Source organism: Marinobacter metalliresistant (assembly GCF_038098645.1).
Lineage (GTDB): Bacteria > Pseudomonadota > Gammaproteobacteria > Pseudomonadales > Oleiphilaceae > Marinobacter > Marinobacter metalliresistant.
In genome coordinates, this window is record NZ_CP101118.1 from 3,189,272 (window position 1) to 3,215,187 (window position 25,916).

The window sequence follows — 25,916 nt, forward strand, 5'->3', positions numbered from 1 at the left end:
CCCTCCTGTAAGGCTTGCTCTGTTGCGCGTAGTCTAATCAACTCCTCCGGTTAGGTGTGAGCGCTTTATTGTGGCGTTTGCCGGCTTTTTGTTACTGACTGCCCGCCGGGTTGGTCACCCAGGCCCGAGTTTCCATATGCTCCATTCCCCCACCGGCCCGAACGCCGCGAACCGGAGCTGCATCCCGGTAATCCAGTCCCACCGCCAGCTTGATGTGGCTCTCGGCCACGTTCAGGGTGTTCACCACATCGAAGGTTTGCCAGTTTCGCCCGATCCAGGCTTCGGCCCAGGCGTGGGTGGCAACATGGGCGTCGTTCGACGAGTGTATGTAGCCACTGACATAACGGGCGGGAACGCCGATGTGCCGGCAACAGGCCAGGAACATGTGGGTGTGGTCCTGGCATACACCGGCTTTCTGTTTGAAGGCTTCGCTGGCAGTATGGGTCACCGTGGTGGCACCCGGCATGAACGCCACGTGCTCCCGCAGGTGTTTCATCAGCCGTACCAGGCCCCGCTTATTGGGGGGGTGTTGAACGGCCAGGGTTTTCAGCGCTTCGTCTGCTTCAGTGAGCGGGGTCTGGCGCAGGAAGACCTCCGGCGGGAAGGGAGAATCATCCCGGGTCAGTGGTTTTCCCGTTAGGTCGACAATACCTTCGGCGGTCAGCACAATCTCGTTTACCGCCTTATCGAGGGTCATTACCGTCACCAGGTTGCCGAAGCCATCCACCATCTGGCTGGTTTCACCGGGTGCCTCCAGGTGCCAGTCGTGGATGCGTTGCTGAGGGGTGTTGCGGGGTGTCAGCCGGATGTATTGGATGCTGTCACTCACTGGTGCTTCGTAGGTGTAACGCGTTTCGTGCCGGATATGAAGTCTCATCCCTGCCACCCCATGTAGTCTCTCTGGATCTGAGCGGCGATCCCCTGAATTCGGTCGAGGAAATCAACCAGGTATTCGTGCAGGCCCCGTTCGGCTATGTAATCCCGGTCACCGTACCGGATATTGGCGTAAAGGCTGGAGGCCAGGCGCCGTGAACGCTGGGCATCCCCGCTTTCCACCTGCTCCAAAAGGCTGGCGATTTCCTGCAGGCAGCCATGCAGTGAACGAGGCACGTCCGGCTCCAGGATCAGGAGTTCGGCAACGCTCATGGCATCGAGGTTATGGCCGTAGGTATTCTGGTAGGCCTCGAAGGCTGCCAGGGAATGCAGCACGGCTGTCCACTCGAAAAAGGCCTGGGTGGCATGGTCCTCCATGGCTTTCATGGCCATGACATGGCGAATGTCGAGCACCCGGGCGGTGGTATCGGCCCGTTCAATGAAGGTGCCCAATCTCAGGAAATGAAAGGCATCGTTTCTCAGCAGGGTGCCATACGCCGCGCCCCGGAACATGTGGGAGCGTTCCCGGACCCAGTCGAACACAGTGCTGGCATTGGATTCGGTAACGCCCCTGCGCTGCAATTCCTGCATCTCCAGCCAGGCCTGGTTGATGCTTTCCCAGACATCCGAGGACAGGTTGCCGCGCACGTGGAGGGCGTTGTCCCGGGCACTTTGTATGATGCTGAACACGCTGGCGGGGTGCCGGTTGTCGAGCAACAGAAAATCGATGAGATTCTGGGGCGTGATCTCATCATGGTAGTCGAGGAAAACTTCGCGGGTGCCGGAAACCAGCAAGGGCACGGATAACTGCTCCGTGCGGTCTTCCGGCACATCAATCAGGGCCATCGTCAGGCTGACATCGAGAAGTCGGGCCTGGCTTTCCGCCCGCTCCAGGTAACGGGCCATCCAGAACAGGCTTGAGGCGGCGCGGCTCAGCATGGGTCGCCCTCCAGTACCCAGGTGTCTTTGGTGCCACCACCCTGGGAAGAGTTAACGACCAGCGACCCTTCTTTCAGGGCCACCCGTGTCAGTCCGCCCGGTACCATCTGGATCTTCTTTCCGGATAGCACGAAAGGTCGCAGGTCCAGGTGTCTGGGAGCGACGCCTTCATCGACAAAGGTCGGACAGGTGGAGAGGCTCAGTGTTGGCTGGGCGATATAGTTCTGGGGCCTGGCCTTGAGCAGGTCGCGGAAAGTGGCCAGTTCCTTCTTGCCCGCCTTCGGGCCTATCAGCATGCCGTAGCCCCCGGCGCCCTGGGCTTCCTTGACCACCAGTTCCGGCAAGTGATCCAGTACATACTGAAGGTCTGTCGGTTTGCGGCACTGCCAGGTCGGGACGTTTTTCAGGATGGGTTCCTCGTCCAGATAGAAGCGGATCATGTCCGGGACGTAGGGGTAGATGGATTTGTCATCCGCAACCCCGGTCCCCATGGCGTTGGTGAGAACCACGTTGCCGGTCCGGTAAGCCGCATAGAGGCCGGGTACCCCCAGCATGGAATCCGGGTTGCCGGCCAGAGGATCCAGGAAGTCGTCATCGATGCGCCGGTAGATGACGTCTACCTGCTGCGGGCCGATGGTGGTCTTCATGTACACCTTGTTGTGGGCCACGAACAGGTCTGCGCCCTCCACCAGTTCGATACCCATCTGCCTGGCCAGGAAGGCATGTTCGAAATAGGCACTGTTGAACCGGCCCGGGGTGAGCACAACCACCGTTGGGTCGGCTCTGAGTGAGGCCGCCCGCAGGGTTTCGCCCAACAGGTTGGGGTAATGTTCCACCGGCGCCACCGCGGAGTGAGTGAATAGCTCCGGGAACAGCCGCATCATCATCCGCCGGTTTTCCAGCATGTAGGACACACCACTGGGGCAGCGGAGGTTGTCTTCCAGCACGTAGAAATCGCCGTCGTTATGACGAATCAGGTCGATGCCGGCGATGTGGGAATACAGGTTGCGGGGCAGCTTCAGGTTCTGCATCCCCGGCTGGTACTGAGGGTTGGAAAACACCTGTTCGGCACTGATCACGCCGGCCTTGACGATGTCGTAGTCGTGGTAGATGTCGAAGAGAAACCGGTTCAGGGCCTGGACCCGCTGCCGCAGTCCGCTTTGGAGTTTCTGCCAGTCGCTGGCGGAAATTACGCGGGGGATCAGGTCGAAGGGGATAAGCCGGTCCGCCCCCTGGTCCTCACCATATACATTGAAAGTGATGCCGAGTCGCTGGAACAGTACATCTGCTTCCCGACGTTTTTCGGCGATCAACTCCTCGTTTGAGTTGATCAGCCAATGCTCCAGCATCCGGCACTGGGGGCGTACCCGGTTATCTTCATCAAACAGCTCGTCGTAGAGGCCTTCGGCCGGCGTCTGGATCAGCATGGTTCGGTTCGTCTCCGTCAATCGCGCCGTACATAACGGCGCGGAATGAAAAAACCGGCTGCAAAAGACGGGCCACCGACAAGATTATTCGATAGCCGTTGCGCCAATGCGGTGAATGCTTACGTCCGCACCGTTGAACTCTTCCTCTTCGGTCAGCCGCAGGCCGGAGATCGCATTAATAACACTATAGACGATCAGACCGCCGACAAAGCCGACAGCGACACCGGTCACCGAGCCGATGATCTGGGACATCAGGCTGATGCCGCCGAGGCCACCCAGAGCCTCCTGGCCGAAGATGCCGCAGGCGATGGCGCCCCAGACACCGCAGACACCGTGCAGGGGCCAGACGCCCAGCACATCGTCCAGGCGTACAATCCTGGCCTGGGCCCATTCAAACAGGTACACAAAGATGGCGCCGGCCACACCCCCGGTAATCAGTGCCCCGACCGGGTGCATCAGGTCTGAACCGGCACACACGGCCACCAGTCCGGCCAGCGGGCCGTTGTGAATAAAGCCCGGGTCTTTGCGGCCCAGCAGCATCGACACCAGGATGCCGCCGACCATGGCCATCAGGCTGTTGACCGCCACCAGGCCGCTGATGCCATCGAGGGTCTGGGCGGACATGACGTTAAAGCCAAACCAGCCAACCGTGAGAATCCAGGAACCGAGGGCCAGGAACGGAATATTGGAAGGGGCAAACGCCACGACCTTGCCGTGGCGATACCGGCCTTTACGGGCGCCGAGTACCAGCACAGCCGCCAGCGCAATCCAGCCGCCGACCGTATGCACCACAACGGAGCCGGCAAAGTCGTGAAAGGATGCACCAAACTGGTTCTCAAGCCAGCTCTGGAAACCGTAGTTGCCGTTCCAGACCAGCCCTTCGAAGAAGGGGTAGACGAACGCCACGATCAGGCCCGAAGCGATCAGCATGGGGTAGAACTTTGCCCGCTCGGCAATGCCGCCGGATACGATGGCGGGAATGGCCGCGGCAAAGGTCATCAGGAAGAAAAACTTCACCAGATCATAGCCGTTGGCGGCGGTGAGCTCGGCGGCCCCACTCATGAAATGAGTGCCGTAGGCGATGTAATAGCCGATGAAGAAGTAGGCCACGGCGGAGATGCCGAAGTCGGTCATGATCTTGACCAGCGCGTTTACCTGGTTCTTGTGGCGGACGGTACCGACTTCCAGAAAGGCAAAGCCGGCGTGCATGGCCAGCACCATAACGGCACCGATCAGGATGAACAGTGTGTTGGCGCTTTCAGTCAGGGTGTTTACTGCACTCGTGATGTCCACGGGTTTTCGCTCCTGATGTTGGGTATCGGGCCTCTTCCGGGCCGTTGTGCATGGAAAGGGCATGGAATTGTGCATTGATGAGGTGCAGGATAAGCAAGAGCTGTTCCAAAACAATGCATTTCGAGAGTGGGACGGGGGTTGCGGCAATATTGAAAGCGGCTGGCGGGGTATGGTTGGCGCTTACCGCACTATAGTTGTGCGTTTTCAGGGTGAATGCACCAATCTGGCGTGTTTTTACCAGCTAATTTCGCCGGAAGAGAGGGTGCCGGACTCGATCCCAATGATCGTTTCCTGATCCACGGATTCGGACTCAATAAGCTCCCGCAGGCGAATTTCCTGTTCCTGCATGGGCTCGGAAAGATCAATGATGATCTCCACCCGGCGGTTTTTTGCGCGGTTCTCGGGGGAAGTGTTCGACACTCTCGGCTCGGTATCCGCCAGCCCGGTTACCGCAAGCCTGGTGGGCTGCACGTAATCCCGGGCCAGCAATACATTGGCCACAGCCGCCGCCCGGGCCGCGGACAGGTCCCAGTTGCTGTAGAAGCGTTCTGTGCGGATGGGCACGTTGTCGGTATGGCCTTCAATGGTCAGGTTGCCGGGAATCGTGGCCAGAACTTTCGCCATTTCCAGCAGGAGGCCCTCGAACTCCCAGGTCAGCTGTGCGGAGCCTGATGGAAACGAGCCTTTTTCCTCGACGCGGATCACGATGCGCCGCTGGTCCTGGCTGACGTTGATGCGTCCGTCGGCGATGGCCGGCTCCAGCACCTGCAGAAGATCGCCCATGGTTTCCTTTATCTGGTCCTGGATCGCGGCCTCCACGGCCAGGTCTGCGGGGCTTTTCAGGGTCTGTAGCTCCGGCTGTTCATCCGTGGTGGTTTGCTTTACTTCATTTACTACCGTGGGCTCCGGAGGGGCGGGCGAGAAGGTGTCAAAAACGGGGCTGGTGCCCTTGGGTATTTCCAGCACCGGTACGTCGCGCTGGACCCCGAAGGCCTTGGAAAGTTCGCCGGCAATCTGTTTGAACTTCTGGGCGTCGATTTCCGAGAACGAAAGCAGCAGAACAAAGAAACACATCAGCAGAGACATCAGGTCTGCAAAGGTGACTACCCAGGCGGGGATGCCCGGTTTTTCCTCTTCCGGCAGCTCATCCATGCCTATGTGCCCTCGGCTTCGACCAGTTTCTCACGCTCCTTCGGTGGCAGGTAGCTTGACAGCATCTGTTCTATAATCCGCGGATTGGTGCCTTCCTGAATGGCCACAAGAGCGTCTGTGTAAAGAGACTGCATCCGGGCTTCTTCTGTCATTCGCAGAGACAGCTTGTCTGCGATGGGCGTAGCGATCATGGTGGCGATCATGGCGCCATAGAGTGTGGTCAGAAGCGCAACGGCCATGGCAGGGCCGATGGATTTCGGGTCTTCCATGTTGGAAAGCATCTGAACCAGACCGATGAGGGTGCCGATCATGCCCATGGCCGGAGCGACGTCCGCCATGGCGGTAAAAACCTTGGCGCCGGAGCGATTGTGCTCCAGTGTCATCAGGCGTTCCTTGCTCAGAAGCTGCTTGATGGTATTGCCGCCCTGTCCGTCAACCAGCATCTGGATGCCCTGCCCCAGAAACGGGCTGCTTACTTCCCGGCCCTCAAGGCCGAGTACGCCCTCTTTTCTGGCGACATTGGCGATTTCCACCAGTTCTTCAATGCTGGCCTGGGTTTCCGGTAACTTGAACTTGAATGCCCTGGCAGCGGCCTTGAAGGCGCCGAAAAACTGGGCAATGCTGAACTTGGCAAGTACCACCAGCAACGTGCCGCCAACAACGATCAAGAGTGACGCAGGATTGATAAAAACCAAAGGCGATACGCCGAGAATCACTGCGGAGGCGATAAGTATTATGGCGCCAGCAAGACCAATAAGAGTGGCGAAATCCACGGGAACTCCAGATTTGATTGACGTGCCGACAGAACTGGGGGGGTGAGGTTACCTTCAGTTCAGAGTTTAATCAATTCGTCTGAGGGACACTTTTCACTTCTTCCTGCTGCTCTTTCCAGGCCGCGTAACGGTGCAGGTCGGATTCCACCAGCTTCAGACACAGGGCGACCACGCCGGCATCGTCGAGAAAACCGAAACCCAGAATCAGATCCGGGATAACATCCAGCGGGTTCATGACATACAGCAGCGCTCCCGCCACCGCTGCGATTGTCTTCCAGGGAACGCTGCGGTAATTGCCGTACCAGTAGTCCCGGATCATCGAGAACATCAGCTGGATATCCGCACTGAAACGCTTCAGTTTGCCGCTGCCTTTCACTTTTTCCTCGATGGCGTGTTGCCGGTCCAGCAGTGTTTCAAGGTCTTCCCGATGGACCTTGCTGGCTTCCGCGTTTAACTGTTTCTCGGCGTTTTTCTGGCTGAACAGGGCCATGAACAGGTTCCCTTTATTACCTGAGATGTTGGGCAGCCATGATCGCGCAACCCCGGAGGCATTGCCAATGGCATTAACCCACGAAGATTCGCTTCGCCAGTCCGGTACCGCGCCAGCCCTGAATGGCCAGGGTGGTGACCAGGCCACCGATCATGGCGCCCACCACCCCGCAAGTGAGGATGTCCTGGCCGGTAAGGTAAAGGCCCGGAATGTCGGTTTTGGGTTTCAGCCAGTCCTGTTCAAACCGTTCCGGGTTGTGATCCAGGCCATACAGTTCGCCCCGGCCATAACGGCAGAACCAGGCGGTGGAAAGCGGGGTGGAGGTTTCCACGTAATCCACCTTGCCCCGCAACTGCGGCAGCTTTTCGTACATTACCTCCAGTAACTGGTCGGTGATCTTCTGCTTCAGGGCTTCATAGTCCTCGCCACGTTTGCCCCAGAGGGTGTCCTGCCAGGGCTCGAAAATCTCCCAGGTGGTGGGGGCGACTATCTCGATGGTGGAGGTGCCCGGCCAGCGGTTCTGGTAATCCGGATCCTTGGCGGCCGGGAAGGAGATGTACACCACCGGGAAATCCGCGTGCTCGGGGTCATCAAGGAACTGCTGCACGTTGCCATCGTGATCGGCACCTGGGTATATCCAGAAATTGGTGCGGGGCAGCCCGAGCTGATCCGGCGTGCCTTTCAAACCAATGTACAGGCCAATGTGAGGCATGGACGGGGTGATGTGCTGGCGTTTGCCCTGATAGCCGGTTCTTTCGGCTACAGCGGCCGGCAGCAGCTTCTCGAAGGTATTGATGACACCGGCATTACTGATCACCAGGGGCGCGCGGATCTCTTCGCCATCGGCCATGCGTACACCCGTCGCCTTGCCTTTTTCGACCAGGATGTCGGTAACATCGGCGTAGGTGAATACCTCTCCGCCGGGCTCCTGAATCACCGGAATAATGGTTTTGGCGATTTCCGAGGCGCCGCCGACAGGGTAAAAACCGCCATACAGGTAGTGTTTGGCAATCAGCGCATGGACCATGAAGCTGGACTGTTTCGGCGTAACCCCGCAATCGCCCCACTGGCCGGTGATGGCGCCAATCAGTTCCTGGTTGTCGGTCAGCTCGCTCAGTACCTCCCAGGTGGTCTTGTTAAAGCACTCCGGCAGTGCCACATCCAGGCCCCTGTGGACCAGTGGGCTGAGAATGCCGGGGGTCAGCTTGGAGAGGGTGTACCACTGCATGCCGTCGGCTACCTTGCCCAGCAGCTTCAGGTACTGGTCGATGGCGTTCTGTTCATCGGGGAAAGCGCTGAGCAGCGAGTGCCGCAAGCCTTCCTTGCCGGCGCGCAGGTTGACCACCTTGTCGCCCAGAAAGAACCGGTCGTAGTTCTCGTCCATGGGGGCCCATTCCAGCTTGCCGTTGGTGATGTAGTCGAACAGCCGGCGGCCGAGGGTATGGGGTGAGCCCATGTCACCAATATAGTGCACACCCACATCCCACTCGTAACCGTTGCGGGCATAGCTGTGGGTATAGCCACCGGCGGTGTAATGCTGTTCCAGCACCAGAACCTTCTTGCCGGCCTTCGCCAGACACGCTGCCGTGGTCAGGCCGCCAATGCCGGAGCCGATCACGATGGCATCGTAGGGACCTTTCAGACGGTTGGCCCGGTACCGGGTGCCGATTCGGATGGTGCTGGGTTTGAGTTTTCCTGAAGACGGGCTGTTCACCACCATGCTTTTCCCCACATTTCCGGATTGGCCCAGTTCTCTGGATTGTTCCAGGTCCGTTTATGGTTGTAAGTATCCAGGTTGTAGGTGTACAGCGTGAGTACGCCGTTCTCACTTTCCAGCTCGGCATGGCGCCGGAAGCCCAGGCCGATGAAATCGGTAAAGGCCCAGCCCGGCGCTTCGCCCACCAGCACGGCTATCTGATGGGTGCCGTAGTTCCTGAGCTGGCCCAGCAGCAGCGCCCCTTCGCCGTGGGGCAGATGTTCCAGGGTGTCGCTGATCAGTGCGAGATCCGCAACACGGTCCATTGGCAGGCTGGCGTTGGGGTCACTGGTGTCCAGGGTGTGCAGGTGAGTGTCTTCCCGATGCTGTTGCCAGAACCGGGATACCTCTGTGGCCAGAGCTCCGCAGCTTAGCAGTGTGCCCGGTGCAGTGGTGTCGATAATGCGGGCCAGGGTGTCCCGCGCTGTGCTGGTATTTCCGGAATTTGTCATAGCTGCCACGCCTGTCACAACAGAGGCCAGTCTGCTGCATCCACTGTGTGTAATCCCACGGGCTGTTCCGCTTGTCCACCCCAGTGATCCACGAAGGTGCCCGTGGGATCGTACTGTTGCGTCTGCTTATCGAGGCTGAACTGCCTCAGGCCTCTGGGGTCGGCTCCCACGCCGGCGAGGTATTGCCAGTTGCCGTAGTTGCTCCCCACATCATAGTCGATCAGTTGCTCCTCAGGCCATGCCGCGCCGTAACGCCAGTCCAGATCCGGCTCATTGATACGGCAACTCGGGCCAGGGCCACCGATAGGCAGGCTCGTCTCCGGTCTCACCGGCTTCGTATTCACTGATGGTTGCTGCAGCGCCCGCCCCGGCAGGCAGCGAATGGCCAGCCAGGATGAGCACTTGGAGGAGTTCCCACTGTCCCGGGCGCTGGTGGTGTGACGGGCAATTACGAATGCGTGGTGAATAACATCCGCCAACGCCGCCAGATGGAATACGGCGGCGTTGCGACGGATTTGAAGGACCAGCAGCCTGTCGGACTTAAGGCTGATCTACTGTGCCGGTGGGAAAGCGGCTCGTGACGATCACTTAAGTCCGACAGGCTGCTGGTTGGTGTTACAACTCCTGGGCGGTGGGCCGCAGGATGATTTCGTTGATATCGACGTCCGCGGGCTGTTCGATGGCATAAACAATGGCCCGGGCCACGGCGTCGGAATCAATCGCCACCTTGTAGAGCTCATCCGCCGCCTGTTTGGCGTCCGGATCGGTGATGGTGCTGGTGAGCTCGGTCGCCACCGCCCCCGGCGAGATGTTGGTGCTGCGGATTTCGTCACCCGCTTCCATGCGCAGCCCTTCAGACAGGGCCCGGACGGCGTATTTGGTGGCGCAGTAGACAGCGGCCCCCGGAAACAGTTTGTGGCCGGCGACGGACGACAGGTTGATGACGTGTCCGCTGTGTTGTTCCCTCATGGTTGGCAACACCGCCGCGATTCCATACATCACGCCCTTGATGTTGACGTCCACCATCTGTTCCCATTCGTCTACCTTCAGGGCGTCCAGCGGCGCCAGAGGCATCAGGCCGGCGTTATTGACCAGCACATCGATCCGGCCGAAGGCCTCTTTTGCGGCGGCGGCCAGGGATTCCACCTGGGCGCGGTCGGTCACGTCGGTGACCTGCCAGATTGCCTCGGCGCCCCTGGATTTCAGGTCCTCCGCCAGGGCTTTCAGGCGATCTTCACGGCGGGCGGCGAGTACCAGCCTGGCGCCCCTGTCGGCCAGACGGCGGGCAGTGGCTTCACCGAGACCACTGCTGGCACCGGTGATAATGACGACTTTGCTGTTGATCGGGTCGTTGGTATTGCTCATGGTTTGTCTCCTTTGGAAATGAAAGCCTTGTTCAGGCGCTCTTTTCGAGTTCCTGTAGCGTTGGGTAATCGGTGTATCCGCGCTCGTCGCCGCCGTAAAAGGTACTGTCGTCCCATTCGTTCAGCGGCGCACCCTGGCGGAAGCGCTCCGGCAGGTCCGGGTTGGCGATAAACGGTCGACCGAAGCTGACCAGATCGCAGCGACCTTCGCTGATACGCTTCCGGGCCTCATCGGCTGTGTAGGCACCATTGGCGATATAGGTGCCTTTGAAGCCGGCACGGATGGCATCGATCACCTCTTCCGGGCGTCCGTTGGCATGATTGCCCTGGAAGGAGTCCTCCACCACTTCGATGTAGGCAATGCCCAGGTCGTTCAGGTGCCGGGCGAAGGTGCCGAAGGTCTCAACCGGGTTGTCGTCGTCCATGGCGTTGAAGCTGCCGGTGGGACTGACGCGAACCCCGACTTTGTCCTTGCCCCAGACGTCGATAACGGCCTCGACCACCATCAGCGGCAGGCGCAGGCGGTTTTCCACCGGGCCGCCGTATTCGTCGGTGCGCTGGTTGCTGCCGCTTTTGATGAACTGGTCCAGCAGATAGCCGTTGGCGGCATGGACTTCAACGCCATCAAAGCCGGCTTCCCTTGCATTCAGTGCGCCCTGGCGGTATTGCTCGATGATATCGGCCATTTCCCCGGTTTCCAGGGCCCGTGGCTCCGGAATATCCACCATGCCGGAGTCGGCGCTGATGAAGGTTTTGGCGCCTTCGGGCCTGATGGCGGACGGCGCAACGGGCTGCTCACCATTCGGCTGCAGATCCGGATGGGAAATCCGGCCCACGTGCCACAGCTGCATGTGGATCCGGCCACCGGCCATGTGCACCGCACCGGTTATCTTCTTCCAGCCTTCAACCTGCTCGGGCGAATGAATGCCGGGGGTAAAGGCATAGCCCTTGCCCTGTGGTGACACCTGGGTGGCTTCACTGATGATCAGGCCGGCGCTGGCCCGTTGCTGGTAGTAGCGGGCGTTCATGTCGTTGGGAACGTCCCCGGGCTGGCTTGAGCGGGAGCGTGTCAGTGGCGACATCAGAACCCGGTTGGGCAGGGCCAGTTGGCCCAGGTGGCACGGTTGAAACAGTGGATCGTTCTGGTTGCTCATCGGGCATCCTCCTTCAGATGAAATACTCTTAAGATTAAATGCTATTAATTAGACCAGTCTACTAGTCAGTGATCGAAAAAAAGTTCAGTCGATGTTCAGGCACTGCTTGAAAAAGACCCGCACGAACCGCTCCATGGGTTCCGTGGACTTGAGAACCTTGGAGCGCAGGATGGCGCCCTCCCAGCCGGATAGCAGAAAGCTGGCGGCGTCGGCCGGGTCTATGCCGGCGCTGATGTCCCCGGCCCGTTGGGCGTCACCAAGGCACTGTTCGAACCGTTTTTCCCAACTGGCAAAGACCGTGTCCAGCCGTTGCCGGAAGGCTTCGTTCTGCCCCGCCAGTTCCTGGCCCAGATTGCCGATCAGACAGCCCCGGGTGTACTCGCAACTGGTCATGGTCTCAAAGCCGGTGTCGAAGTAGGCGCGCAAGCGGTCCACGCAGGTGCGACTGGTGTCGTTGAGAATCCGATCCAGTTTGGCGTCGTATTCCTCCGCGAAGGTATCAATGACCGCCAGGCCGAAATCGTGCTTGCTGCTAAAGTAGTGGTAGAACGACCCCTTGGGCACGCCGGCGGCCGTCAGCACGGCATTAATGCCGGTTGCGCCAAAACCTTTCTGGCCGATCAGGTCGGCGCCGGTGTGAATAATGTGAGTGCGGGTGTCGTTTGTTGTCATGTTTGCTATATTAGACCGGTCGTCTAGAGTCCGTCAAATAACCGGGATCCGCAATAGCCGAGATTCCCGATCGATCCAGAGGAGCCTGCCAGTGATTAAATCCCGTGCCGCGGTGGCGTTTGAAGCCAACAAACCGCTGGAAATCGTTGAAGTTGATGTTGCCCCGCCGCAGGAGGGCGAGGTCCTGGTGCGTATCGTTGCCACCGGTGTTTGTCACACTGATGCCTACACCCTCTCAGGGGCTGATCCCGAGGGACTGTTCCCGACGATCCTCGGCCATGAAGGCGGTGGTATTGTCGAGGCCGTAGGCCCTGGCGTGAAGAACCTGGAAGTCGGCGACCATGTGATTCCCCTGTACACCGCCGAATGCGGAGAGTGTAAGTTCTGTACCTCCGGCAAGACCAACCTGTGTGGTGCCGTGCGGGCGACCCAGGGCAAGGGCGTGATGCCGGACGGCACCTCCCGCTTCTCCTACAAGGGCCAGCCGCTGTACCACTACATGGGGTGCTCCACGTTCTCCGAGTACACTGTGCTGCCGGAAATCTCCCTGGCGAAGATTCCCAGGGAAGCACCCCTGGACAAGGTCTGCCTGCTGGGCTGTGGCGTGACCACCGGTATCGGCGCGGTTCTGAACACCGCCAAAGTTGAAGAAGGCGCGACCGTCGCGATCTTCGGTCTCGGCGGCATCGGCCTGGCCGCCATCATCGGTGCCAAGATGGCGAAAGCCGGCCGGATCATTGGTGTGGACATCAACCCGGGCAAGTTCGACATCGCCAGACAGCTGGGTGCCACCGATGTGGTCAATCCCAACGATTACGGCAAGCCGATTCAGGAAGTGATCGTCGAGATGACCGACGGCGGCGCGGACTACACCTTCGAGTGTGTGGGTAACGTGAAACTGATGCGCGCGGCACTCGAGGCCTGTCACAAGGGCTGGGGCGAATCCACCATCATCGGCGTTGCCGGCGCCGGCGAGGAAATCAGCACCCGTCCGTTCCAGTTGGTGACCGGCCGGGTCTGGCGTGGTTCAGCCTTCGGTGGCGTAAAGGGCCGTACCGAGCTACCGGGCTACGTGGAAAAGGCCGAGAAAGGCGAGATTCCGCTGGATGTGTTTATTACTCATGAAATGCCTTTGGAGGATATCAACAAGGCATTTGATCTGATGCATGAGGGTAAGAGCATCCGGACGGTTATTCATTTCTGATGGGCCGCTGGTCGGGGCTGGCGGCGTGGGCCGCGCCCGGTCAGCGATCCGTCAGCTTGAGCTCAATCCGCCGGTTCTTCTGTAGCGCTTCCGGCGAGGTGCCTTCTGCCACCGGGAAGAATTCGCCGAAGCCGGCGGCCACCATGCGTCGCTCGGGCACCCCCTGTGCTGCCAGATAGCGGACCACGGCCACGGCGCGGGCGGTGGAAAGCTCCCAGTTGGAGGGGAATTTGGGGGTGTTGATGGGCACAACGTCGGTATGGCCATCAATTCGAAGAATCCAGTCGACATCCTCCGGAATCTTGTCGGCGACAGCGAGCAACACCTTTGCCAGCTTGTCCAGTTCGCGCATGCCATCCTCACCAAGTTCTGCCGAACCCGAGGCAAACAACAACTCCGAGGGCAGCAGGAAACGGTCGCCCACCACCCGGATGTTCTCGTTGCTGGCGAGGATGTCCCGTAGTCGGGCAAAGAATTCCGACTGGTACTGTTCGAGCTGGTTTACCCGCTCGGCCAGCAAGGTATTCAGCCGCCGGCTGACCTGTTCCAGTTCCTGCTCTTTTTCCGCCGTCATCTGCTCCTGCAACTTCAGCGCGGAGGCGATCTGCCTCAGTTGCTCCCGCAGCGACGCAATCTGATTGGACAGCCGCAGGATCATCGCCTGCTGGCTGGCGGACATCTCCTCTTTCTCATCAATGGATTGCTCCATGCTTGCCAGCCGCTCGGCCCGGGCTTCGGCCATGGCGGTCTGCTGCATCAGTTGCTCGCGGGTGGACTCGAGCTGGTTCACCAGTTTGTCGTTTCGGGTCAGGCTGGCGCTGTAATCGTCCTGAAAGCTGGCCATCTGGTCTTCCAGGGCATCGGTCTTGTTCTGCTCCAGGCCCAGAAGCTCCGACAATTCGTTCAACTGGGCATTGAGGCGGGCCAACTGGGTGTCGCGGTCAGACAGGGTCTGGGAAAGATAAAGCTGGCTCACCACATAGACCAGCAGCATGAAGATCACGAGCATCAGCAGCGCCGAGAGGGCATCGACGTAACCCGGCCAGACGTTGGTGGTGCTTCGGCTGCGGCGTCTGGATCCGATCATGACAGGTCTTTCCTGTCATCCACCCGGTCCACCAGGTTGGTCACGCCGGTCAGCCACTCCTCAAGCCCGTCATAGAACCGGTTCTGGGCATGGCCGGCCTGGATGTCGAGGAAGCCGAGAATCAGCGATCCGCCCAGACCCAGCAGGGATGAACTGAAGGCCGTGCCCATGCCTTCAAGAGGTGTCAAAAGGCCCTCCTGAAGCTCGGCAAACACCTTGCCGAAGTCCTCCTGGCTCATGTCCAGGCCGGTGATCACCTGACCGACCGAATTGATGGTGCCAAGCAGCCCCCAGAAGGTGCCAAGCAGACCGAGGAATACCAGCAGGCTGATGAAATATCGGGTAATTTCCCGCTGTTCGTCCATACGCGAATGAATGCCATCGAGCACCGTGCGCAGGGACATGGTAGACAGGGTAAAACGATCGCGCTTGGCGTCCTCCCCCAGCTGCCGGGCCAGTGGCTTCAGCAGCCGCGGTTCCTGGACTACCGAGAGCCCGGCGTGGCCGGTGCGGAACTGGGCGATCCACTTCAGCTCCGGGAATAACACAAACACCTGTCGGTAGGTCAGGGCAATGCCGACAATCAGTACGCCCAGAATCAGGAGGTTGAAGACCCAGTTGGCCATAAAGGCGGAGATCAGGGGTTTGTGGATCAGGGCGCCGACAACCACGACCACGCCGAGGAAAATCGTCATCCAGAAAAGGGTGTGTTTGGGATTGCTCATGGAGAGGGCCAGCCTTTTGAGATATTCCTCAACACGTTAGCACAGATATGAGATGCTGTTGGGATCGGTAACTGAACTTTAATCGGGGAGCTTCATGGCTGGTGATCTGCCTTTCCACTTTCGCTTCCGCGTCCGCTACGGCGAATGTGATGCCCAGGGTGTGGTGTTTAATGCCCGTTATGCGGATTTTGTTGATATTTCGGTCAACGAATACATCCGCATGCTGTTCGGGGATTACCAGAATCTGCTGGACCAGGATCTGGACATCCAGGTGGTGAGTCTCACGGTGAACTGGAAAGCTCCGGCAAAATTCGATGAGGTTCTTGAGGCCCGGATTCGCACTGGGCGAATCGGCAACACGTCCTTCACGTTGCATCTGGAGTTTTTACGGTACGGAGATGAGGCCTTTATAGCCGACGCCGACATCACCTATGTAGTGATTCAGCCTTCGGTTATGGGGAAGGTGACAATACCGGACCACATACGGCAGTTGCTGGAGGCGGGTGCGCCCGGCGGATTGATCAGCCACGCCGGAGAGAGGGACTGAAAATGGGGTCAGATGAAAATGGGGTCAGATGAAAATTTCATCTGACCCCATTTTCATCTGACCCCGATTTCAACCGGTCAGCTTTCCTGCAGGGCCTGCACGACGGCCTTCGCCGCCCCTTCGGAAGACGCCGGGTTCTGACCGGTAATCAGCTTGCCATCCACCACAATATGCGGTGCCCAGTCGTCACCCCGGGTGTAGGTGGCGGTGTTTTCCTTCAGCATGTCTTCCAGCAGGAAAGGCACAATGCCGCTCAGGCCCACCGCCTCTTCCTCACTGTTGCTGAAGCCGGTCACTTCCCGGCCGCCAACAATGTTCTGGCCGGGCTTGATTTCCACGTTCTTGAACACGGCCGGCGCGTGGCATACGGCACCGATGACCTTGCCCTGCTCGTACGCAGTCTTGATCAGGGCGACGGATTTGTCGTCGTTGACCAGGTCCCACAGCGGGCCGTGGCCGCCCGGGTAGAAGATGGCGTCGTACTCGTTCATGTCCACGTCGCTCAGCTTCCTGGTGCTGGCCAGGGACTCCTTGGCGTGGGGATCTTCCTGGAAGCGCCGGGTGGTTTCGGTCAGGGCTTCTTCCGTCTCGCTGTTGGGATCCACCGGTGGCTGGCCGCCTTTCGGCGAGGCAATGGTGATATCCGCGCCGGCATCCCGGAAAACGTAGTAGGGTGCGGTGAACTCCTCGAGCCAGAAGCCGGTCTTGTGGCCGGTATCGCCCATCTGGTCATGTGAGGTGAGAACCATCAGAATCTTCATGGTGTCTGTCCTTAACGTTAACGAATGAATGGCACTTCTTGACTGGTCTGTGAAACAACCTTGTGCCGTCGGTGGCTGAATTCAACCACCGTTACGTAAATCCGGCCCCCGCAGATCTTGAACCGTCTATACTCTGGACATATATGGCCAGATCCTGAAAAAACGCAAAAAGCACACAGGCAAGGACGACAGGAATGCGAGTATTCATAGCCGCCTTCGTGATGGCGCTGGCGCTTCCCGCCACGGCCCAGCAGGGCACGGAAACCGTGGAAGCCCTGACAGTAACCGTGGGCGCCAGCCATGCACCTCCGTACAGGATTATCGAAAATGGTGAGAGAACTGGCCTCTACGTAGAAATATTCGAGGAAATCGCAGACCGCCTGGGCTGGAAAGTGCATTACCGGGAGGCGCCTTTCCGCCGGGTTTTGAGGATGGTTCAGCAGGGGGCGGTGGATGTAATGCTCGGCCCTCTGGAGACCGAGGAGCGGGCGGAGCTGATGGAGTTGGTGACCCCGGCTTTTCCACCTGAACGCCGCCTCTTCTTTTACCTGCATAAGGAGCACAGGATCGAACGCTACTCGGATCTCTATGGCCGGGCCATTGGTGTTCTTGAGGGTGCTTCCTATTTCCGGCGGTTCGACACGGATGAAAATTTGCTGAAAGAGCCTGCGCCGCGCTACGAAAACCTGATGCGGATGATGCAGAAAGGCCGGGTGGATGTGGTGATTGCTCCGGAACTTGCAGGACTCTATGTGATTGACAAACTGGACATTAAAGCCGATATCTCCCCATTTTTCGTGCCTGGTGAGCGGTCCTACATCGCGGTGGCGAAAAACTCGCCAGTGCTCCAATACGCTGATGATATCAGGGCGGCACTCAAACTGATCGAAATGGAAGGTATACACGAGGACCTGGTGTTGAAATACCTGGGCAGAGCCCCCCGATGATTCCCGGCAGACATTACCAAGGCGAAGGGCGTCCCCCGGGCCATGGTTGGCCGAAACGGTGACCTTTTCATGATACGGCCGGTGCCGGGTATCGGTATCCGGCGCCAGATGGCAGAAACCGGTTGCCCGAGCTGGGAAAAGGGGTACTTGTCAGAGTTGAGTAAACCGATATGGGTTATCGGAGGAAGCACCCCGATCAATAACAGTTTCGGGCGGAATTTCGACCACTACGCCGAAGAAAACCTTCGCACATACTCGTCTTGAGCACAGGTTAAAGAGATCTTGGTAGTTCGCATCCTATCTGTATAAACTGAATGCCCTGTTTCTAACCCTGTTCCTGATAAATGAGAGCTGCATCTGTATGGCAATCTGGACCCAGACCCCGAACCTCGAACACCTCGCCGAAGCCAGCGAAAGCACGGCTGTCAGCTACATGGGTATTGAGTACCTTGAAATCGGCGATGATTACATAAAAGGCCGCATGCCCGTTGATGAACGTACCGTTCAACCGTTTGGCATTCTCCACGGTGGCTCCTCGGTATTGCTGGCAGAAACCCTCGGCAGCATGGCCGCCAACTGTTGCCTGAAAGACCCGGAGACTGTCGCTGTGGGGCTGGGTATCAACGCGAACCACATCCGCCCGGTTACCAAAGGCTGGGTGTACGGCACTGCAAAGCCCATTCATATCGGCGGTACGACCCAGGTGTGGGAAATCCGGCTTGAGAACGAAGGAGGGAAAACCACCTGCATTTCCCGGCTGACCATGGCGGTAACCAGGCGCCCGTAGCCTGGCTCAGCCGCTCAGATCAAGCCTGGTTCGAGTCCTCCTGTGATTTGACTACGATCAGGCCTTCGTCCACGAAGTCCTGTAGAACGATATCGTAGGTACCATCCGGGACTTCACGGGCAATGCGGTAGATGTCGCCGGCGGCATCTTCGGGCGAGGCTTTCAGATCGAGGGTGCGGAAAGGCATAAGCGGGCTTTTGTCGATGTCTCTTACCAATAGCACTCTGGGCTTGAGTTTGTGGCTGGGGTAGCTCTCGACAACGATACCCACCTCCCCATTCACCATTTCAACAATCGAGCCCGGCGGATACACCCCAATCATCTGGATAAAGGCGTCGGCCAACTCCTCATCAAACTGGGTGCCACGGTGCTTGTGAATGATTTCCAGTGCCTGCATGGAGGCTCGCCCCTTGTCGTACACCCGGTTACTGGTAATGGCGTCGTAGGTGTCCACCAGCCCGATCATCTTGGCAAAGTAGGGGATCTGTTGTGCCTGCAGGCCCCGGGGGTAACCGGAACCGTCCATGCGCTCATGGTGGCTGAATGCCACATCCACGGCAGTATTCAGGGAGTTGCTGGTACCCATCAGAATGGTGCGCCCGTGAGTCGTGTGCAGGCGCATCACGTCAAACTCCTGGGGGGTGAGAGCCCCCGGCTTGTTGAGGATCTCATCGGAAATCCGTGTCTTGCCCACATCGTGCAGCAAACCGCACAGTGCCAGATTACGGATCTCGCCTTCCAGCAAGCCGAGGTGCTTGCCAAACGCAGCCGCCAGAATGGACACGTTGATGCAATGCTCGGCGGTATACTCGTCCTGATGTTTGATTTTGGTGAGCAGTAGAAGCGCGTTTTCATTGCGAAGCACGCTCTCAACACAGCTGTTGACCACGGTGCGGGCATTGTTCAGGTCCAGCGTGCGGCCTACCCTGAGGCCAGACATGATCGACTTGGCCGTCTTCTGGGCCTCCTCAAAGCGGATAACCGCCGTTTTCATCTCCCGCCCGGCTTCGACCTTGTTAATGTACGTGACACGTTTGCGTGGTGGCACTGCTTTGGCCGTGTTGCTGGAGACCTCCGGAGCCGTATTTCGCCTGAATAGGCGCATCAGGCCTGATGGCTTCAGGCCGCTTTTTTCAGGCCTTGGCAAGGGGGCGCCGCTGACTCGTCCTTCAATAACGACAAAATCACACTGGGCGCGCAGCGCATCGATCTCGGACTGATCACGAATCACAAACCCCTGAAGCAGGAAGTCGGTGTCTTCCCAGGGCCGGTCCAGACGGATGACATGCATGCCGATGGCGAGTTCCGACACATCGATCTGGCTCTCAACAATTTCCTGATGCGGTGTACTCATAAACCGATCCTGACTCCCTGAGACCCTATTTTGAGGCAAAAGCACCCTGACAGCATGGACTCGATTGCAAAATTTGGTCAAATAATGTTCATTCAAGATGTTAGCGACCGGTTTTTGTAGGTTGATCTCCCTTTGGCGGGGATGCGCTGAGGACCTTCTGCCATGGCAGACCATCGTTCATTCCATCTCTGGTGGCTGGCACTTGCCGCCGGGCTTGTGCCGTTGCTTACTATCCACACCACCTTTGTGGTCTCGGTGCTGGAAGGGTACGTCGAGCTGTGCATGCCCTACTGGGACAGCTGCACCAGCATCAGCCGAACCGGCCGCCATGGCACCTCTTATTTCATCTTCAAGGGCACCATGTTGCCCGCGGCTTTGCTGGGGATTCTGTTCTGGTGGCTGAATAGCCGCTGGCTGCGCCAGCTGGGCGTTCATTCGGCCGGCGTTGCCTGGGTTCCCTGGTTGGGGCTGGTGGCCAGCCTATCCCTGGGCGCTTATACGCTGGCGCTGGGCCATGCCGGGGATGGTTTTAATCTGATCCGCCGGATTGGTGTGGTTTTGTACTTTTCGCTCACGTTTATCTGCGAGCTGCTCGTCAGTGCCGGATTGCGAGGCCATCCGCTCTGGAAACACACCGGCATGAGACTGCTGAACCTGTGCCAGCTGATTCTGGGTGTCGGCATTCTCTCGGTGGTCCTCAACGGCGTCGCGCCCGAGTTCTACAGCCGTAAGGATGATGCCTTTGAATGGATTCTCGCATTGCTGATCAACGCCCACGCTCTCTGGTTGGCGTTGCTGTGGCGAAAGAACCGATTCCGGGTTCGGCTCTGGGCAGGGTAGCCTCGTCTCCCCTGATACCTGTGAACGCGGCTGCGCCCAACGCCATCTCGATGACGCCCCGTCCGGCAGCCTGATCCTGTTTGATCGCGGCTATCCCGCCCACTGGCTGTTCGCCGATCTGATGCAACGGCAGCTCCCGTTCGTGATGCGCCTGCGCTTGAACTTCACTCCCGCCGTGCGCGCCTTTCCTGAAGGCAGACTCTGCCAGTATTCCGGGATGCTGCTTTCCTGTTGGTTGATAGCCGGATAGTCAGAGTGCTCAAAGTAGCCGGGTTGAGTCATCTTGAAAGCTACGGCCACTGGTTCGGGAGAATTCATCAGTGTGTACCGTTGAAGGCCAGGGTAGGCGGCCACCATCGCAATGACACCGAGCAGGGCGGCGAGGCCCAGGCGCTCTGCTCCCGGAGCACCTTTCCCAAGTTGAAAACCGAGGGCACCTGCCAGCAGTCCCGCCGACACAAAGGGCCAGAGTGGCAAGTCACCGGAAACAAGGTAGTTGGTGAGCAGGGTATAATCAACGAGCGCATAGGTGCCGAGCCCGGCCAGCAGAATCAGCTGGATGACCATGCCCTTGTGTTGCAGCAAGTTAAAGTGGTTTGCCAGCGGTTCGGTTAACGGGGGTCGAGGTAAAATCGGCATTGCCTGTGAGACCAGACAGAGCTTTGCCAAGTGGGGCCTCGGTATCCGCGAACAACTTTTCGACATTGTCAGCTTTGGTCAGATCCTGTTGAAAGATAGCAGCCTCAGCCCCGAGGCTCGAACCGCAACCGCCGTTTTCTCAGCGGCACCCCTGGGTCTGGGTTCAGTCATGCTGCGCATGGCCAGTTCTGCGGTCGGCCCAGTGAGATTGAAGTATTGCTGGACCATCTGTCATTACTCTTTCTTGTCTTAGTATCCGGCTTCTTTTTGATGTCGCACAGCAAGGATGGTTGCTGTTTCACCATCGAAGCGATACAAGGCAATATAGCCGCTACTTCCGAAATCAATCAGCCATTCCCGAAACACCGGATCCATATCTTCAACAGGACGTCCTGCCTCCGGTTGGTGTGCGAGTATTTTTACGCCTGCCCGTATTGTTTTGATGGCACGGCGCGCGGCATCTTCATCTTTTATAGCAAGGAAGCGATAGAGTCGCTGTACGTCATCGAGAGCTGGCGGCGACCAGTTCAGACGTGGCACTTAGGCAGCTCCACATCTTCACCCGCTTCAAGCTTCTCCAGCCAGGCGTCAGCTTCTTCAAGCGTCAGATGCAGGCCGTTTTTCTGGTACGCCTCCCAAGCGCATAATGCATCCTGTTTGAAAGATTCTCGCTTTTCCTCACGCTCAACATAGTCACGGATCGCTTCGCGCATGATCCAATGCGATGAACGATGTCGCGCTTCAGCCAAGTGCTGGATCCGGCTTTTCATATCATCGTCAAGTTTTACGGATGTTGCCATTTTGTCACCTCGGTATTTAAAGGTAGTACCTTCAAATACTATACCGAAAAATCTCTCGCCCGCCACTGAGTAAAGAAAGCCCTTATTTTTGTTGTAACTATTCAGCTCACTTTTTCTCAAAAAGTGCTTGACAGGGTTTTTTCTCAAATCCCGGGAATTTCGGCCGCGCCCGGGACGTTGCGGTAAAGGGGCGCTCAAGTCGCCTGTCAACCCGTCAGTGGTGTTTTAAGCGGACAGACATCCCCGGGCAGGTCGCCAACAGGGAAAGTCCCGCACAAACCTGCTCAGGAGGGAAAATCCGGCCTGAAAAAGTCGTGCGATAATGGGGCATCCAGCGACGGAATCCCGGTTCATGAAGATCAGCAACATTGATGTCGACGCCGCCCTGGCGAATGTCAGGCAACAGCTCAAGGACGATTCAGCGGTCTCGCCTTCGCTGCGCGCGGCCATTGAGCTGCTGATGGTGCTGATCCAGATCTTGCTCGGCCGGGTCAGCGCCAATAGTAGCAACAGCAGCAAGCCGCCCTCCCAGGATCCGAACCGGCCCAAGGAGAGCCGCAGCAAGGGCGAGCGCAAACCGGGCGGGCAGCCTGGTCGTATTGGCAAGACACTGCAACCGGTCGAGGAGCCGGATGCGATCAGAACCGTGAAAGTGGACCGGCGCACCCTGCCCCAGGGCAACCAATTCCGAGTGGTCGGCTACGAGAAGCGCCAGGTCTTCGACCTGGACATCAGCCGCTTCGTCACCGAGTACCAGGCCGAGATCCTGGAGAACGAACAGGGACAGCGCATAGTGGCGCCGTTCCCGGCCGGTGTCGACCGCCCGGTGCAGTATGGGCCCCGGTTGAAGGCGCATGCGGTTTATCTGTCGCAGTACCAGCTCTTGCCCTACGAACGCATCCGCGAGTACTTCGAGGATCAGGTCGGCCTTGCGCTGAGCGCGGGGTCGCTGTTCAACTTCAATCAGGAAGCCTTCGACAAAGCTGAGGGCTTCGAGCACTGGGTCAAGGACCGTCTGGCCGAGTCGGAGTTGATCCATGCCGATGAAACCGGCATCAACATCGGTGGTCAACGCCACTGGCTGCACTGTGCCTCCAACGACGGCCTGACCTGGTTGGCACCCCATGCGCAGCGAGGCCACGAGGCCATGGAGGAGATCGGTATCCTGCCACGCTTTCACGGCGTGCTCTGTCACGACCACTGGAAACCGTACTACCGCTATGAGTGCGGGCATGCGCTCTGCAATGCCCACCATCTGCGGGAACTGCAGCGCGCCTGGGAACAGGACAAGCAGGCCTGGGCGCAGCGCATGCAGACCCTGCTGCGCACCATGAATGATGCGGTCAAGAATGCCGGTGGCAGCCTGCCGCCGGACAAGGCGGAGGGTTGGCGCAAGGCATACCGGCAATGCCTCAAGAAAGCAGAAGAAGAGTGTCCGCCCCCGGATGAAAGCCAACGGCAGGGCAAACGCGGTCGGCTCAAACGCACACGGGCCCGCAACCTGCTGGAGCGGCTGCGCGACTACGAGACGGATGTCCTTCGCTTCCTGGACGATCCGACGGTTCCGTTTACGAACAACCAAGGCGAACGTGATATCCGCATGCTCAAGGTGCAGCAGAAAATCTCCGGCTGCTTCCGCTCATTCGAGGGGGCCCTGATCTTCTGTCGTGTGCGCAGTCTTCTGTCCACGGCGCGGAAACAGAACCTGGGTGCCTCCGAGGTATTGACGCAGCTGTTTACCGGGCGTGAGCCGGCTTTTATGTCGGCACCGGAACGGGGCTAACAGGGCTTTTTACGGGGAGGCAACTGAATAGTTACTTGACGGTTTTGTTGTCCAGTTTTCGGGGCTGCCCCGGTCGCGGCGCATCATAAAGCCCCTCAAGACCTTGTTCACGGTAGCGCTTGCGCCACTTGAATACCGTTTGAGTGCTAACCTGAAGCGAGTCCGAGATCCCTTGAGGCGTCTCGCCTTCATTCAGTAACAAAAGAATCCTGGCACGTTGAGCCAGATGCTGGCTCAGAGTATTGGTTCGGCACCAGCCTTCGAGTTCCAGTTGATCGTTTACGGTCAGATTAAATGGGGCTGCGGGCTTGGGCACAATGGAAACCTATGCTTGCTGATCGATGAGTTCCCATTATAACCTTTATGAGACAGCGAATTAACCGAACGGAACACTAGTAATAAGGCATTTAAAGTACCGAGTTTCTCTGCGCTGCCTGGGGCGGTCTCAGTTTAAACATTGCTATCTGCTTCGATGATTCGTTAAGAACGCAGGCGGAAATATGTCCGGGTTATCCATTGTTCCGCGGGCATTTGAGAATGTCCGCGGAACAATGGTTCAAACCAATTGAGCGGCTACCACCTTAGATCGGATTCTGCAGCAGGCTGTTTGGGGTACATCTAAACACTAAGTGCGGTTTCGACCTTTTCCAGATTCTGGTCCAGTTCTTCGGAGCTGCCATCAAAGTGAACCTGTCCTTTCACCACCACCACATGACGGTCACAGAGCTTTTTCAGCGCCTTGATGTTCTTGTCCACGATCAGTGTGGAAATGCCCGACTCACGAATGGTGGCAATCACGTTCCAGATGTCCTGGCGGATCAGCGGCGCCAGACCTTCGGTTGCCTCGTCCAGAATCATCAGTCGGGGATTGGTGACCAACGCGCGACCGATCGCCAGCATCTGCTGCTCGCCCCCGGACAACTCCGTACCCAGGTTTGACAGGCGCTCCTGAAGGCGCGGAAAGGTATCCATGACCCGATCGAAATTCCAGCCGGTGTTGCCGTTGCTGTCGGGGCGGGCGGCCATTTGCAGGTGTTCCTTCACCGTCAGATTGTGGAACATGCCCCGGCCTTCGGGAACATAGGCTATGTCGCGGCGCATCCGCTTCCAGGTCGGCAGGTTGCTGATGTCCTGTCCGTCGAAATACACATGACCACTGCGGGGCGGCACGATGCCAAGAATGGACTTGAGCGTGGTGGTCTTGCCCATGCCATTGCGTCCCATCAGGCTCATGGATTGCCCCTTCTCAAGCCGGAAGGACAGATCGTGGAGGATGTGGCTTCGGCCATAGAGGGTGTTGAGATTCTTTACTTCCAGAAGGCAGTTGGTCATGCGGCTTCCTCCTCATCTTCCTTCCCCAGGTAGGCCTCTTTTACCCGAGGTTCGTTGCGTACTTCGTTGACGGTACCGGTGATCAGATGGGTGCCGTTATCGAGCACGGTCAGTTGGTCCGAGAGTTCGAAAATGGCATCCATATCGTGCTCCACCAGCACAATGCTGTAGGTTTGCTTGAGCTCGTTCAGCAGCTCGATAATGCGCTGGGATTCCTCGTGGCCCATGCCGGCCATGGGCTCATCCAGTAGCAGAATGCAGGGATCGGTTGCCAGCACCATCGCCAGTTCGAGTTGGCGCTGCTCACCGTAGGAGATTTCCGCTGCTACGGTGTGCGTGCGGCTATCAAGCCCCACCTGACACAGCGCCTTTTCGGCAGCTTCCCGGACCAGTTTGTTGGAGTGACGCGACGCAAACAGGTTGAAACTGCCGGTGAAACGGCGTTGGGCTGCGACTGCACAGTTTTCCAGGCAGGTGACATCGGCGTAGATATTGGTTTTCTGGAAACTGCGGCCGATACCACGGCGCACGAATTTCCAGGGTTTCATGCCCTCTATCTGTTCGCCCTTGTGGAAAATGCAGCCGCTAGTAGGTTTCAGCGTTCCACACAACATATTCAAAAGCGTACTTTTACCTGCCCCATTGGGGCCGACCACGCCGTGCAGCTGTCGATCCCGGAACTGCAGCGAGATATCATTGAGTGCCTTGATACCACCCCAGTGTTTGCTGAGGGATTCGGTTTCCAGAATGATGTCGTTGGCCATG

Annotated in this window: 27 protein-coding genes and 2 pseudogenes; 7 read left to right on the forward strand and 22 right to left on the reverse strand. The window is 58.4% G+C overall.

The genetic code is table 11. From position 1 onward, the window contains the following. Positions 1-91: 91 nt before the first annotated feature. The 13 genes from NLK58_RS14865 to NLK58_RS14925 all read right to left on the reverse strand — a co-directional run bounded on the left by NLK58_RS14865 (position 92) and on the right by NLK58_RS14925 (position 12,345). A complete protein-coding gene (locus NLK58_RS14865) occupies positions 92-877 on the reverse strand; it encodes a transglutaminase family protein (protein ID WP_341581181.1) in 786 nt (261 codons plus the stop codon). After that, entirely contained in the window at positions 874-1,812 is a 939-nt protein-coding gene (locus NLK58_RS14870; RefSeq protein WP_341581182.1) for an alpha-E domain-containing protein, read from the reverse strand. Before NLK58_RS14870 ends, NLK58_RS14865 begins: the two co-directional genes overlap by 4 nt. Beyond that, a complete protein-coding gene (locus NLK58_RS14875) occupies positions 1,806-3,239 on the reverse strand; it encodes a circularly permuted type 2 ATP-grasp protein (RefSeq protein ID WP_341581183.1) in 1,434 nt (477 codons plus the stop codon). The genes NLK58_RS14870 and NLK58_RS14875 overlap by 7 nt, the downstream gene beginning before the upstream one ends. An 84-nt stretch (positions 3,240-3,323) precedes the next feature. Beyond that, on the reverse strand, positions 3,324-4,532 hold the full coding sequence (locus NLK58_RS14880) for an ammonium transporter (RefSeq protein ID WP_341581184.1): 1,209 nt from the start codon (positions 4,530-4,532) through the stop codon (positions 3,324-3,326). 234 nt (positions 4,533-4,766) lie between these two features. Beyond that, entirely contained in the window at positions 4,767-5,684 is a 918-nt protein-coding gene (locus NLK58_RS14885) for a flagellar motor protein MotB (protein WP_341581185.1), read from the reverse strand. Positions 5,685-5,686: 2 nt separating this feature from the next. After that, on the reverse strand, positions 5,687-6,457 hold the full coding sequence (locus NLK58_RS14890; RefSeq protein WP_341581186.1) for a MotA/TolQ/ExbB proton channel family protein: 771 nt from the start codon (positions 6,455-6,457) through the stop codon (positions 5,687-5,689). A 70-nt stretch (positions 6,458-6,527) separates the two neighbouring features. Then, positions 6,528-6,947 carry a YkvA family protein gene (locus NLK58_RS14895; protein WP_341581187.1) on the reverse strand — a complete coding sequence of 140 codons (420 nt, stop codon included), beginning with the start codon at positions 6,945-6,947 and terminating at the stop codon, positions 6,528-6,530. A gap of 73 nt (positions 6,948-7,020) precedes the next feature. Next, entirely contained in the window at positions 7,021-8,667 is a 1,647-nt protein-coding gene (locus tag NLK58_RS14900) for an NAD(P)/FAD-dependent oxidoreductase (RefSeq protein WP_341581188.1), read from the reverse strand. After that, positions 8,658-9,155: a DUF6231 family protein gene (locus NLK58_RS14905; RefSeq protein WP_341581189.1), complete on the reverse strand. Its 498-nt coding sequence runs from the start codon at positions 9,153-9,155 to the stop codon at positions 8,658-8,660. The genes NLK58_RS14900 and NLK58_RS14905 overlap by 10 nt, the downstream gene beginning before the upstream one ends. A 14-nt stretch (positions 9,156-9,169) precedes the next feature. Further along, positions 9,170-9,634 (reverse strand): FAD-binding domain-containing protein, encoded by a 465-nt coding sequence (locus NLK58_RS20645; RefSeq protein ID WP_376788051.1) that lies wholly within the window; start codon positions 9,632-9,634, stop codon positions 9,170-9,172. Between the two features lie 136 nt (positions 9,635-9,770). After that, positions 9,771-10,520, reverse strand: a complete 750-nt coding sequence (locus NLK58_RS14915; RefSeq protein ID WP_341581190.1) for an SDR family oxidoreductase — start codon at positions 10,518-10,520, stop codon at positions 9,771-9,773. Positions 10,521-10,551: 31 nt separating this feature from the next. Next, positions 10,552-11,673, reverse strand: a complete 1,122-nt coding sequence (locus NLK58_RS14920; RefSeq protein WP_341581191.1) for an alkene reductase — start codon at positions 11,671-11,673, stop codon at positions 10,552-10,554. A gap of 84 nt (positions 11,674-11,757) precedes the next feature. Continuing rightward, positions 11,758-12,345: a TetR family transcriptional regulator C-terminal domain-containing protein gene (locus NLK58_RS14925; RefSeq protein WP_341581192.1), complete on the reverse strand. Its 588-nt coding sequence runs from the start codon at positions 12,343-12,345 to the stop codon at positions 11,758-11,760. Between the two features lie 91 nt (positions 12,346-12,436). On the opposite strand from NLK58_RS14925, the gene NLK58_RS14930 reads away from it, so the two are divergent. Beyond that, a complete protein-coding gene (locus NLK58_RS14930; protein WP_341581193.1) occupies positions 12,437-13,549 on the forward strand; it encodes an S-(hydroxymethyl)glutathione dehydrogenase/class III alcohol dehydrogenase in 1,113 nt (370 codons plus the stop codon). A 40-nt stretch (positions 13,550-13,589) separates the two neighbouring features. Here NLK58_RS14930 and NLK58_RS14935 read toward each other — a convergent pair whose 3' ends face one another. Together NLK58_RS14935 and NLK58_RS14940 are read right to left on the reverse strand one after the other, a co-directional pair. Continuing rightward, positions 13,590-14,636, reverse strand: coding sequence for a peptidoglycan -binding protein (locus NLK58_RS14935; RefSeq protein ID WP_341581194.1), 1,047 nt, complete (start codon positions 14,634-14,636; stop codon positions 13,590-13,592). Beyond that, the gene (locus NLK58_RS14940; RefSeq protein WP_117619217.1) at positions 14,633-15,361 is read right to left on the reverse strand and encodes a MotA/TolQ/ExbB proton channel family protein; all 729 of its coding nucleotides are present in this window, start codon (positions 15,359-15,361) and stop codon (positions 14,633-14,635) included. The genes NLK58_RS14935 and NLK58_RS14940 overlap by 4 nt, the downstream gene beginning before the upstream one ends. A 94-nt stretch (positions 15,362-15,455) precedes the next feature. Between NLK58_RS14940 and NLK58_RS14945 the strand changes: the two genes are divergently transcribed. Next, positions 15,456-15,908 (forward strand): thioesterase family protein, encoded by a 453-nt coding sequence (locus NLK58_RS14945; RefSeq protein WP_117619218.1) that lies wholly within the window; start codon positions 15,456-15,458, stop codon positions 15,906-15,908. Positions 15,909-15,985: 77 nt separating this feature from the next. Here NLK58_RS14945 and NLK58_RS14950 read toward each other — a convergent pair whose 3' ends face one another. Then, positions 15,986-16,669: a type 1 glutamine amidotransferase domain-containing protein gene (locus NLK58_RS14950; protein ID WP_117619219.1), complete on the reverse strand. Its 684-nt coding sequence runs from the start codon at positions 16,667-16,669 to the stop codon at positions 15,986-15,988. A 194-nt stretch (positions 16,670-16,863) separates the two neighbouring features. Between NLK58_RS14950 and NLK58_RS14955 the strand changes: the two genes are divergently transcribed. Together NLK58_RS14955 and NLK58_RS14960 are read left to right on the forward strand one after the other, a co-directional pair. After that, complete coding sequence (locus NLK58_RS14955; protein WP_117619220.1) at positions 16,864-17,616, forward strand: ABC transporter substrate-binding protein; 753 nt, start codon at positions 16,864-16,866, stop codon at positions 17,614-17,616. Positions 17,617-17,977: 361 nt separating this feature from the next. Then, a complete protein-coding gene (locus NLK58_RS14960; protein WP_117619222.1) occupies positions 17,978-18,403 on the forward strand; it encodes a hotdog fold thioesterase in 426 nt (141 codons plus the stop codon). A gap of 19 nt (positions 18,404-18,422) precedes the next feature. On the opposite strand, the gene NLK58_RS14965 is transcribed toward NLK58_RS14960, so the two are convergent. Then, positions 18,423-19,757, reverse strand: a complete 1,335-nt coding sequence (locus NLK58_RS14965; protein WP_117619223.1) for an HD-GYP domain-containing protein — start codon at positions 19,755-19,757, stop codon at positions 18,423-18,425. A gap of 162 nt (positions 19,758-19,919) precedes the next feature. Here NLK58_RS14965 and NLK58_RS14970 point away from each other — a divergent pair, with 162 nt between their 5' ends. Together NLK58_RS14970 and NLK58_RS14975 are read left to right on the forward strand one after the other, a co-directional pair. Further along, a complete protein-coding gene (locus NLK58_RS14970) occupies positions 19,920-20,597 on the forward strand; it encodes a hypothetical protein (RefSeq protein WP_117619224.1) in 678 nt (225 codons plus the stop codon). A 1-nt stretch (position 20,598) separates the two neighbouring features. Then, positions 20,599-20,784, forward strand: a pseudogene (locus NLK58_RS14975) (IS4 family transposase); the annotation flags it as partial. A gap of 701 nt (positions 20,785-21,485) precedes the next feature. Here NLK58_RS14975 and NLK58_RS14985 read toward each other — a convergent pair. Both NLK58_RS14985 and NLK58_RS14990 read right to left on the reverse strand, forming a co-directional pair. Further along, complete coding sequence (locus NLK58_RS14985) at positions 21,486-21,776, reverse strand: type II toxin-antitoxin system RelE/ParE family toxin (protein WP_341581196.1); 291 nt, start codon at positions 21,774-21,776, stop codon at positions 21,486-21,488. After that, positions 21,764-22,036 (reverse strand): CopG family ribbon-helix-helix protein, encoded by a 273-nt coding sequence (locus NLK58_RS14990; protein WP_341581197.1) that lies wholly within the window; start codon positions 22,034-22,036, stop codon positions 21,764-21,766. Before NLK58_RS14990 ends, NLK58_RS14985 begins: the two co-directional genes overlap by 13 nt. Before the next feature lie 352 nt (positions 22,037-22,388). Here NLK58_RS14990 and NLK58_RS14995 point away from each other — a divergent pair, with 352 nt between their 5' ends. Then, positions 22,389-23,819 (forward strand): IS66 family transposase, encoded by a 1,431-nt coding sequence (locus NLK58_RS14995; RefSeq protein WP_341581198.1) that lies wholly within the window; start codon positions 22,389-22,391, stop codon positions 23,817-23,819. Between the two features lie 52 nt (positions 23,820-23,871). Here the strand turns inward: NLK58_RS14995 and NLK58_RS15000 are convergent. The 3 genes and pseudogenes from NLK58_RS15000 to NLK58_RS15010 all read right to left on the reverse strand — a co-directional run. Then, positions 23,872-24,135, reverse strand: a pseudogene (locus tag NLK58_RS15000) (helix-turn-helix domain-containing protein); the annotation flags it as partial. 302 nt (positions 24,136-24,437) lie between these two features. Next, entirely contained in the window at positions 24,438-25,151 is a 714-nt protein-coding gene (locus tag NLK58_RS15005; RefSeq protein WP_341581199.1) for an ABC transporter ATP-binding protein, read from the reverse strand. Continuing rightward, positions 25,148-25,915, reverse strand: a complete 768-nt coding sequence (locus NLK58_RS15010) for an ABC transporter ATP-binding protein (RefSeq protein WP_341581200.1) — start codon at positions 25,913-25,915, stop codon at positions 25,148-25,150. Before NLK58_RS15010 ends, NLK58_RS15005 begins: the two co-directional genes overlap by 4 nt. Position 25,916: the final 1 nt, after the last annotated feature.

Excerpts from the sequence above, each read along its gene's own strand:
- NLK58_RS14865 (WP_341581181.1), bottom strand. The coding sequence starts at position 877 with ATGAGACTTCATATCCGGCACGAAACGCGTTACACCTACGAAGCACCA.
- NLK58_RS14870 (WP_341581182.1), bottom strand. The coding sequence starts at position 1,812 with ATGCTGAGCCGCGCCGCCTCAAGCCTGTTCTGGATGGCCCGTTACCTG.
- NLK58_RS14875 (WP_341581183.1), bottom strand. The coding sequence starts at position 3,239 with ATGCTGATCCAGACGCCGGCCGAAGGCCTCTACGACGAGCTGTTTGAT.
- NLK58_RS14885 (WP_341581185.1), bottom strand. The coding sequence starts at position 5,684 with ATGGATGAGCTGCCGGAAGAGGAAAAACCGGGCATCCCCGCCTGGGTA.
- NLK58_RS14895 (WP_341581187.1), bottom strand. The coding sequence starts at position 6,947 with ATGGCCCTGTTCAGCCAGAAAAACGCCGAGAAACAGTTAAACGCGGAA.
- NLK58_RS14900 (WP_341581188.1), bottom strand. The coding sequence starts at position 8,667 with ATGGTGGTGAACAGCCCGTCTTCAGGAAAACTCAAACCCAGCACCATC.
- NLK58_RS14905 (WP_341581189.1), bottom strand. The coding sequence starts at position 9,155 with ATGACAAATTCCGGAAATACCAGCACAGCGCGGGACACCCTGGCCCGC.
- NLK58_RS14915 (WP_341581190.1), bottom strand. The coding sequence starts at position 10,520 with ATGAGCAATACCAACGACCCGATCAACAGCAAAGTCGTCATTATCACC.
- NLK58_RS14920 (WP_341581191.1), bottom strand. The coding sequence starts at position 11,673 with ATGAGCAACCAGAACGATCCACTGTTTCAACCGTGCCACCTGGGCCAA.
- NLK58_RS14925 (WP_341581192.1), bottom strand. The coding sequence starts at position 12,345 with ATGACAACAAACGACACCCGCACTCACATTATTCACACCGGCGCCGAC.
- NLK58_RS14935 (WP_341581194.1), bottom strand. The coding sequence starts at position 14,636 with ATGATCGGATCCAGACGCCGCAGCCGAAGCACCACCAACGTCTGGCCG.
- NLK58_RS14940 (WP_117619217.1), bottom strand. The coding sequence starts at position 15,361 with ATGAGCAATCCCAAACACACCCTTTTCTGGATGACGATTTTCCTCGGC.
- NLK58_RS14945 (WP_117619218.1), top strand. The coding sequence starts at position 15,456 with ATGGCTGGTGATCTGCCTTTCCACTTTCGCTTCCGCGTCCGCTACGGC.
- NLK58_RS14950 (WP_117619219.1), bottom strand. The coding sequence starts at position 16,669 with ATGAAGATTCTGATGGTTCTCACCTCACATGACCAGATGGGCGATACC.
- NLK58_RS14955 (WP_117619220.1), top strand. The coding sequence starts at position 16,864 with ATGCGAGTATTCATAGCCGCCTTCGTGATGGCGCTGGCGCTTCCCGCC.
- NLK58_RS14960 (WP_117619222.1), top strand. The coding sequence starts at position 17,978 with ATGGCAATCTGGACCCAGACCCCGAACCTCGAACACCTCGCCGAAGCC.
- NLK58_RS14965 (WP_117619223.1), bottom strand. The coding sequence starts at position 19,757 with ATGAGTACACCGCATCAGGAAATTGTTGAGAGCCAGATCGATGTGTCG.
- NLK58_RS14970 (WP_117619224.1), top strand. The coding sequence starts at position 19,920 with ATGGCAGACCATCGTTCATTCCATCTCTGGTGGCTGGCACTTGCCGCC.
- NLK58_RS14990 (WP_341581197.1), bottom strand. The coding sequence starts at position 22,036 with ATGGCAACATCCGTAAAACTTGACGATGATATGAAAAGCCGGATCCAG.
- NLK58_RS14995 (WP_341581198.1), top strand. The coding sequence starts at position 22,389 with ATGAAGATCAGCAACATTGATGTCGACGCCGCCCTGGCGAATGTCAGG.
- NLK58_RS15005 (WP_341581199.1), bottom strand. The coding sequence starts at position 25,151 with ATGACCAACTGCCTTCTGGAAGTAAAGAATCTCAACACCCTCTATGGC.
- NLK58_RS15010 (WP_341581200.1), bottom strand. The coding sequence starts at position 25,915 with ATGGCCAACGACATCATTCTGGAAACCGAATCCCTCAGCAAACACTGG.